The organism is Nocardioides maradonensis, assembly GCF_054777115.1.
This window is the reverse complement of the sequence record NZ_BAAHAZ010000021.1, coordinates 83,256-90,471: the sequence shown is the minus strand read 5'-3', so window position 1 is coordinate 90,471 and position 7,216 is coordinate 83,256. Positions and strand designations below refer to the sequence as shown.

Sequence of the window (7,216 nt, the reverse complement as noted above, 5' to 3'; positions counted from 1 at the left end):
ATGACCCGGATGTGATCGCGAAGGTGTCGCGGGGTCTGGGTGAGGCGATGGTGGGGATCAACGTGGACGAGATCCCGCAGCCGCACCGCCTCGCCGAACGCGGCTGGTAGTCGTCTCGTCAGTCACCACGATCAGGGTCGCCGGCTCAGCCGGCGACCCTGATCTGTTGTGAGTTCCGGAGTCTCCCGCGGACGCAGCCGGAGGGCTTCCCGCCACCGGTGGGTCAGTTCGGCGGCGTGCGCCTCGTCGGCCGCCGGTACGACGATCGCGACCGGCCCGGGCAGCTCCTCGCCGAACACGGCGTGGTGCGGCTCGACGCCGGTGAGCAGAGCGCGGTCGCGACCTTCGGCGACCGCCTCCACATCTCCGTGTACGTCGTCCCGACGGGCTCCCCCGGCGGGGGCCGGTTCGTGCTGGGCGTGGTCGGTGCGACCGCACTGACGCTCAGCCAGCGCCGCACCATCGCGACCGGTCTCTGGCTGCTCGCGCTCCTCGTCAACCCGCGGCACTCGCTGGACGGCAAGGTCGAGGGAAACTCCGCGCTGGTCCGGCTCCTCGTCGGCCGGACGCCGGCCGACGTCGAGGGCCTGCTGAGCGACGTCACCGGCGGCCGTGCCGCGGACTGGGTGGTGGTGCGGGGTCGACTCGACACGACGGGGACGACGTCGACCGAGCGCCAGACCGCGGTCGACGTGACCCGGATGCGGACCGCGCTCGGCACGCCGTACCTCGACCTGGACGGGCAGCACCTGACCGCCCTCGTCGCGGGTGCGCTCCCGCGGGGCACGACCGTGCCGCACGGCTGGACCCTGGGGTGCTCGCGACCGCACCCCTTCGACGCGCTGCCGGCGGCCGACCGCGAGGCTCGGCGAGCCCTCCAGGTCGCGCGGGGTCGTGGGGTCGCGCTGCACGTCGGGGATGGGCAGGACCTGTCGGTCGGCGCCATCGTCGAGGACGCCGACCGTGCGGCGTTCGCGCGGGACGTGCTGCGACCGCTCGGTGACCCGGCCACCGAGCCTGCGCGGACGCTGCTGGCGACGCTGCACACGTGGCTGCGCAGCCACGGCAGCAACGAGCGCACGGCGCGGGCGCTCGAGATCCACCGCAACACCGTCCGGCACCGCCTCGCCCAGGTCGAGACCCTGCTCCAGGTCGACCTCGACGAGGCCGACACCCGCGCGACGCTGTGGCTGGCGACCCGCTGGCTCGGAGAGGAGAAGTCCTAGCCTCCGACGTACGCCGCCAGGTGCTCCCCGGTCAACGTGGACCGGGCGGCGACGAGTTCGGCGGGCGTCCCCTCGAAGACGACCCGACCGCCGTCGTGGCCGGCGCCCGGGCCGAGGTCGATGATCCGGTCGGCATGGGCCATCACGGCCTGGTGGTGCTCGATGACGATGACCGACTTGCCCGCGTCGACGAGCCGGTCCAGGAGCAGGAGCAGGTTCTCGACGTCAGCCAGGTGCAGGCCGGTCGTGGGCTCGTCGAGCACGAAGACCTCACCGGAGTCCTTCATGTTCATCGCCAGCTTGACCCGCTGACGCTCGCCGCCGGACAGGGTGTTCAGCGGCTGACCGAGCCGCAGGTAGCCGAGGCCGACGTCCTCGAGCCGGCTCAGGATGGCCGCGGCTGCCGGCGTCCTCGCCTCGCCGGCGGAGAAGAACGCGAGTGCCTCGGAGACCGGCAGGTCCAGCACCTCGGCGATGTTCAGGCCGCCCATCCGCAGCTCCAGCACGGAGGCCTGGAACCGCTTGCCGCCGCAGTCCTCGCACGGGGTCGAGACCGAGTCCATGAAGCCCAGCTCGGTGACGATCACGCCCGCGCCGTTGCAGGTGGGGCACGCGCCCTCGGAGTTCGCGCTGAACAGCGCCGGCTTCACCCCACAGGCCTTCGCGAAGGCCTTGCGGATCGGCTCGAGCAGTCCCGTGTACGTCGCCGGGTTGCTCCGCCGCGATCCCTTGATCGGCGCCTGGTCGATGACGACGACGCCCGGCCGCCCCGCGACGGACCCGTGGATCAGCGAGCTCTTGCCCGACCCGGCCACGCCGGTGACGACGGTCAGCACCCCGAGCGGGATGTCGACGTCGACGTCCTGGAGGTTGTGCATGTCGGCGCCGCGGATCTCGAGCACGCCCGACGGCTGTCGCACCGACTCCTTGAGCGCGGCCCGGTAGGCCAGGTGCCGGCCGGTGTGCGTGTCGGCGGTCCGCAGCTCGTCGTACGTGCCCTCGAAGACGACCTCTCCTCCGCCGCTCCCGGCACCCGGCCCCATGTCGACGACGTGGTCGGCGATGGCGATCGTCTCGGGCTTGTGCTCGACCACGAGCACGGTGTTGCCCTTGTCCCGCAGCTCCAGCAGCAGGTTGTTCATCCGCTCGATGTCGTGCGGGTGCAGGCCGATCGTGGGCTCGTCGAAGACGTAGGTGACATCGGTGAGCGCCGAGCCGAGGTGGCGGACCATCTTGGTCCGCTGCGCCTCGCCGCCCGACAGCGTGCCGGAGGGGCGGTCCAGCGAGAGGTAGCCCAGCCCGATCTCGGTCAGGGCGTCGAGCAGGTGCAGCAGCGAGGCGACGAGCGGCGCGACCGCGGGATCGTCGATGGTCCGCACCCACGCCGCCAGGTCGGTGACCTGCATCCGGCACACCTCGCCGATGTTCTTTCCCTGGATGGTCGGGGTCCGCGCGGACTCGTTGAGCCGGGTGCCCTCGCAGGTGGGGCACTCCCCGAAGACCGCGGCTCGCTCCACGAACGCCTTGATGTGCGGCTGCAGGGCGTCCGGGTCCTTGCTGAACATCGACTTGCGCAGCTTCGGGATCAGGCCCTCGTAGGTGACGTTGATGCCCTTGGCCTTGATCTTCACCGGCTCCTTGTGAAGGAGGTCGGCGCGCTGCTGCTCGGTGAACTCCCGGATCGGCCGGTCCGCGGGGAAGAACCCCGACTCGGCGTACGTCCGCACCAGCCAGCCGTCGGCGGTGTAGCCCGGCACCAGGATCGCGCCCTCCTCCAGCGACCTCGTCTCGTCGACGATCGCGGAGAGGTCGAGCTCCGAGACCGTGCCCCGGCCATCGCAGGTCGGGCACATCCCGCCCAGGTAGACCTGGTTGCGGACGACGTTCTTCTTTCCTGACTCGGTGACGGAGGCCCCGCCGACCGTCGTTGTCGGGATGTTGAAGGAGAACGCCGTCGGGCCGCCGATGTACGGCGTCGCGAGCCGGCTGAACAGCGAGCGCAGCATGGCGTTGGCGTCGGTGACCGTGCCGAGCGTCGACCGCGCGTTCGCGCCCATCCGATCCTGGTCGACCAGGATCGCCGTGGTCAGCCCCTCCAGCACGTCGACGTCGGGACGCGGGAGGTTCGGCATGAACCCCTGCACGAAGGTCGAGTAGGTCTCGTCGATCAGCCGACGCGACTCGGCCGCGATCGTGCCGAAGACCAGGGAGCTCTTGCCCGAGCCGGACACCCCGGTGAACACGGTGAGCCGGCGCTTCGGCAGCTCGACGGAGACGTCCTTGAGGTTGTTCTCGCGGGCGCCCTGCACCCGGATCGTGTCGTGCCGGTCGGCGTCCATCGATGCTCCCTCGCGTGTGCGTTCGGGCCGGCGACTGGCCCGTCCTGACTACCCGGATCCGGGACGTCTGCAGGAGGTACGACGTCCGTGGCGAACCTACTGTGACAAGCATGCCGAGAGCAGCCGAGGTGCAGGTCAGGGTCGTCGAGGACGGCCACCGGGTCCACCTGTCCCACGACCTCCCGTGCCGGCACTGCGGACACGCGCCCCACCACTACCTGCCCTGCGACCACGGCTGCGAGTGCCGCGGCGACCTCGGCTGACAGGGTGCGTCAGGGCTGCAGCAGCACCTTGATCGCGCGCCGCTCGTCCATCGCCCGGTAGCCCTCGGCCGCCTGCTCCATCGGCAGGGTCAGGTCGAAGACCGGGCTCGGGTCGATCGCACCGGACAGCACGCGCTCCAGCAGGTCCGGGAGGTAGCGGCGTACCGGAGCGATGCCGCCGCGCAGGCCGATGTTGGTCTCGAACAGCTTGCGCGTGGGCAGCTCCACCCCGTGCGGTACGCCGACGAAGCCGACCCCGCCGCCGGGGCGGGTGATCGCGATCGCCGTCGACATCGACTCACCGGTGCCGACGCACTCGAGCACAGCGTCGGCACCGACACCGTCGGTCAGGTCCTTGATCCGCGCGATGCCCTCCGTGCCCCGCTCGGCCACGACGTCGGACGCGCCGAACAGGGTGGCGATCTTCTGCCGCGACTCGTGGCGGGACATCGCGATGACGCGCTCGGCCCCCATGGCCGAGGCGGCGAGGACCCCGCACAGCCCGACCGCGCCGTCACCGACGACGACCGCCGTCGATCCCGGCACGACCCCGGCGCACACCGCCGCGTGCCACCCGGTCGGCATGACGTCGGAGAGCGTGAGGAGGGCGGCGTACGACGACGCGTCGGGCGCCTCGGGCACCTTGACCAGGCTCCCGTCGGCCTGGTTGACCCGGGCCAGCTCTCCCTGACCGCTGGAGGTCATCCCGAGGTTCACGCACGCCGAGTTCACGCCGTAGGCGCAGTGCGGGCAGGTGTTGTCGCAGTGGCAGAACGGCACGACCACGAAGTCACCGGGCCGGAACGAAGCGACCTCGCTGCCCACCTCCTCGATCACGCCGATGCACTCGTGACCAATCGTCGCGCCGGGCCGGATCGGGTTCTCGCCGCGGTAGGGCCACAGGTCCGAGCCGCAGATGCAGCCGGCCGTGACGCGCACGATGGCGTCGGTCGGCTTCTTGATCGCCGGGTCGGCGACCTCCTCGAAGCGGATATCGCGGGGTCCGTGGATCGTCGTGGCACGCATGGCACCATTGTGCTGGTCGGCCGGTCGGCACGCCGATGGCGCTCTATCTCATATATGAGTTACCGTCGGGTACATGACTGTCGAGAGCACCGACTACAAGAGCCGGATCGGCAACCTGATCAGGGACGCCCGCAAGCACCGCGGCCTCACCCAGGCGCAGCTCGCGGACCGGCTCGGCACCAGCCAGAGCGCGATCAACCGGATCGAGCGCGGCCACCAGAACATGTCGTTGGAGATGCTGGAGCGGATCGGCAGCGCCCTGGACTCCGAGATCGTGGCGCTCGGCGCCGGCCCGACCCACCTCCGGGTGAAGGGCCCCACCACGCTCTCCGGCGAGATCGACGTGAAGACCTCCAAGAACGCGGGCGTCGCGCTGCTCTGCGCCTCGCTGCTCAACCGAGGGCGCACGACGCTGCGCAAGGTGGCCCGGATCGAGGAGGTCAACCGGCTGCTCGAGGTGCTCTCCAGCCTCGGCGTACAGACGCGCTGGCTCAACGACGACAACGACCTCGAGATCGTCCCGCCGAAGACCCTCGACCTCACCGACATCGACGAGGAGGCGGCCCGTCGCACCCGCTCGGTGATCATGTTCCTCGGGCCGTTGCTGCACCGCTCCGACGACTTCGACCTCCCCTACGCCGGCGGCTGCAACCTCGGCACCCGCACCGTGGAGCCGCACATGTCGGCGCTGCGTCCCTTCGGCCTCGAGGTCAAGGCGACCGACGGCTGGTACCACGCGCAGGTCAACCGCGCCATCAGCCCCGACCGCGCCATCGTCCTCACCGAGCGCGGTGACACGGTCACCGAGAACGCCCTGATGGCCGCCGCCCTGCACCCGGGCCGCACCGTCATCCGCAACGCGTCGTCGAACTACATGGTCCAGGACCTGTGCTTCTACCTGCAGGCCCTCGGCGTCCAGGTCGACGGCATCGGTACGACGACGCTCACCATCACCGGCCGCGAGACCATCGACGTCGACGTCGACTACTCCCCCAGCGAGGACCCGATCGAGGCCATGTCGCTGCTCGCGGCGGCCATCGTGACCCGCTCGGAGATCACCGTGCGCCGGGCGCCCATCGAGTTCCTCGAGATCGAGCTCGCCGTGCTCGGCGAGATGGGCTTCCGCTGCGAGCTGTCCGAGGAGTACCTCGCGGCCAACGGCCGCACCCGGCTCGTCGACATCCGCACCTTCCCCTCCGACCTCGTCGCGCCCCGGGACAAGATCCACCCGATGCCGTTCCCCGGGCTCAACATCGACAACCTGCCGTTCTTCGCGGTCATCGCGGCGACGGCCGACGGGGCGACGTACCTGCACGACTGGGTGTACGACAACCGCGCGATCTACCTCACCGACCTCAACAAGCTCGGTGGCCACGTCACCCTGCTCGACCCGCACCGGGTGATGATCGAGGGACCGACGTCGTGGACCGGTGCCGAGCTGATGTGCCCGCCGGCGCTGCGGCCGGCCGTCGTCGTGCTGCTCGCGATGCTCGCCAGCAAGGGGACCTCGGTGCTGCGCGGCACCTACGTCATCCACCGCGGCTACGAGGACCTCGCCGAGCGGCTCAGCTCGCTGGGTGCCGACATCGAGACCTTCCGGGACATCTAGATGATCGCGTTCGCCCACCGTGGCGGCGCGTACCACCCGGAGATCGAGGGCCTGGAGAACACGCTGGCGGCGTTCACCCACGCGGTGGCGCTGGGCTACACGCACCTCGAGACTGACGTGCACCTGACCAGGGACGGTGTCCTGCTCGCCTTCCACGACGCCGTCCTGGACCGGGTGACCGACCGGGTGGGCGCCGTCGCCGACCTCACCCTCGCCGAGATCCGGGAGGCGCGGATCGCGGGGCGCGAGGAGGTGCCGACCCTCGCCGCGCTGCTCGACGCCTTCCCGCAGGCACGGTTCAACATCGACCTCAAGGCAGCCGGTACGCCGGCGGCGCTGGCAGCGCTCGTCGAGGAGCGCGGCCTCCACGACCGGCTCACCGTCGGCTCGTTCTCCCGCGCTCGGACCCGCGAGCTCCGGCGGCTCACCGGCGGGCGGGTCGCGACGGCCGCCGACCCGGTCGAGATCGCTGCGTGGCGGTTTGCCCCGAGCACCCGGCTGGCCCGGCTCGCCGGCGACGAGTTCACGGCGTTCCAGGTGCCGCACCGGGCGCGGGGGGTCACGATCGTCACCCCCGGCTTCGTCGAGCGCGCCCACGCCGCCGGCAAGCAGGTCCACGTCTGGACCATCGACGACGCCGACGAGATCCGCGAGCTGGTCGGCCTCGGCGTCGACGGCATCTTCACGGACCGCACCGACGTGCTCAAGGATGTGCTCCAGGAGCTGGGCCGGTGGTGAGGGACCGCCGCGAGG

At 71.0% G+C, this 7,216-nt stretch carries 6 protein-coding genes and 1 pseudogene; 5 read left to right on the top strand and 2 right to left on the bottom strand.

All coding sequences use genetic code 11. The annotated features are described in order from the left end of the window. Nucleotides 1-110 (top strand): annotated as a pseudogene (locus tag ACYVAQ_RS20655) (pyridoxal 5'-phosphate synthase lyase subunit PdxS); the annotation flags it as partial. Nucleotides 111-218: 108 nt separating this feature from the next. Further along, on the top strand, nucleotides 219-1,226 hold the full coding sequence (locus tag ACYVAQ_RS20650) for a PucR family transcriptional regulator (RefSeq protein WP_460792402.1): 1,008 nt from the start codon (nucleotides 219-221) through the stop codon (nucleotides 1,224-1,226). Here ACYVAQ_RS20650 and ACYVAQ_RS20645 read toward each other — a convergent pair. After that, nucleotides 1,223-3,565 carry an ATP-binding cassette domain-containing protein gene (locus ACYVAQ_RS20645; RefSeq protein WP_460792401.1) on the bottom strand — a complete coding sequence of 781 codons (2,343 nt, stop codon included), beginning with the start codon at nucleotides 3,563-3,565 and terminating at the stop codon, nucleotides 1,223-1,225. The two genes, ACYVAQ_RS20650 and ACYVAQ_RS20645, sit on opposite strands and share 4 nt — an antisense overlap. Nucleotides 3,566-3,675: 110 nt before the next feature. On the opposite strand from ACYVAQ_RS20645, the gene ACYVAQ_RS20640 reads away from it, so the two are divergent. Next, a complete protein-coding gene (locus tag ACYVAQ_RS20640; RefSeq protein WP_460792400.1) occupies nucleotides 3,676-3,828 on the top strand; it encodes a hypothetical protein in 153 nt (50 codons plus the stop codon). A 9-nt stretch (nucleotides 3,829-3,837) separates the two neighbouring features. On the opposite strand, the gene ACYVAQ_RS20635 is transcribed toward ACYVAQ_RS20640, so the two are convergent. After that, the gene (locus tag ACYVAQ_RS20635) at nucleotides 3,838-4,854 is read right to left on the bottom strand and encodes a zinc-dependent alcohol dehydrogenase family protein (protein ID WP_460792399.1); all 1,017 of its coding nucleotides are present in this window, start codon (nucleotides 4,852-4,854) and stop codon (nucleotides 3,838-3,840) included. Nucleotides 4,855-4,927: 73 nt separating this feature from the next. Here ACYVAQ_RS20635 and ACYVAQ_RS20630 point away from each other — a divergent pair, with 73 nt between their 5' ends. Together ACYVAQ_RS20630 and ACYVAQ_RS20625 are read left to right on the top strand one after the other, a co-directional pair. Continuing rightward, complete coding sequence (locus tag ACYVAQ_RS20630; RefSeq protein ID WP_460792398.1) at nucleotides 4,928-6,463, top strand: helix-turn-helix domain-containing protein; 1,536 nt, start codon at nucleotides 4,928-4,930, stop codon at nucleotides 6,461-6,463. Continuing rightward, nucleotides 6,464-7,201: a glycerophosphodiester phosphodiesterase gene (locus ACYVAQ_RS20625; RefSeq protein ID WP_460792397.1), complete on the top strand. Its 738-nt coding sequence runs from the start codon at nucleotides 6,464-6,466 to the stop codon at nucleotides 7,199-7,201. Nucleotides 7,202-7,216 lie beyond the last annotated feature (15 nt).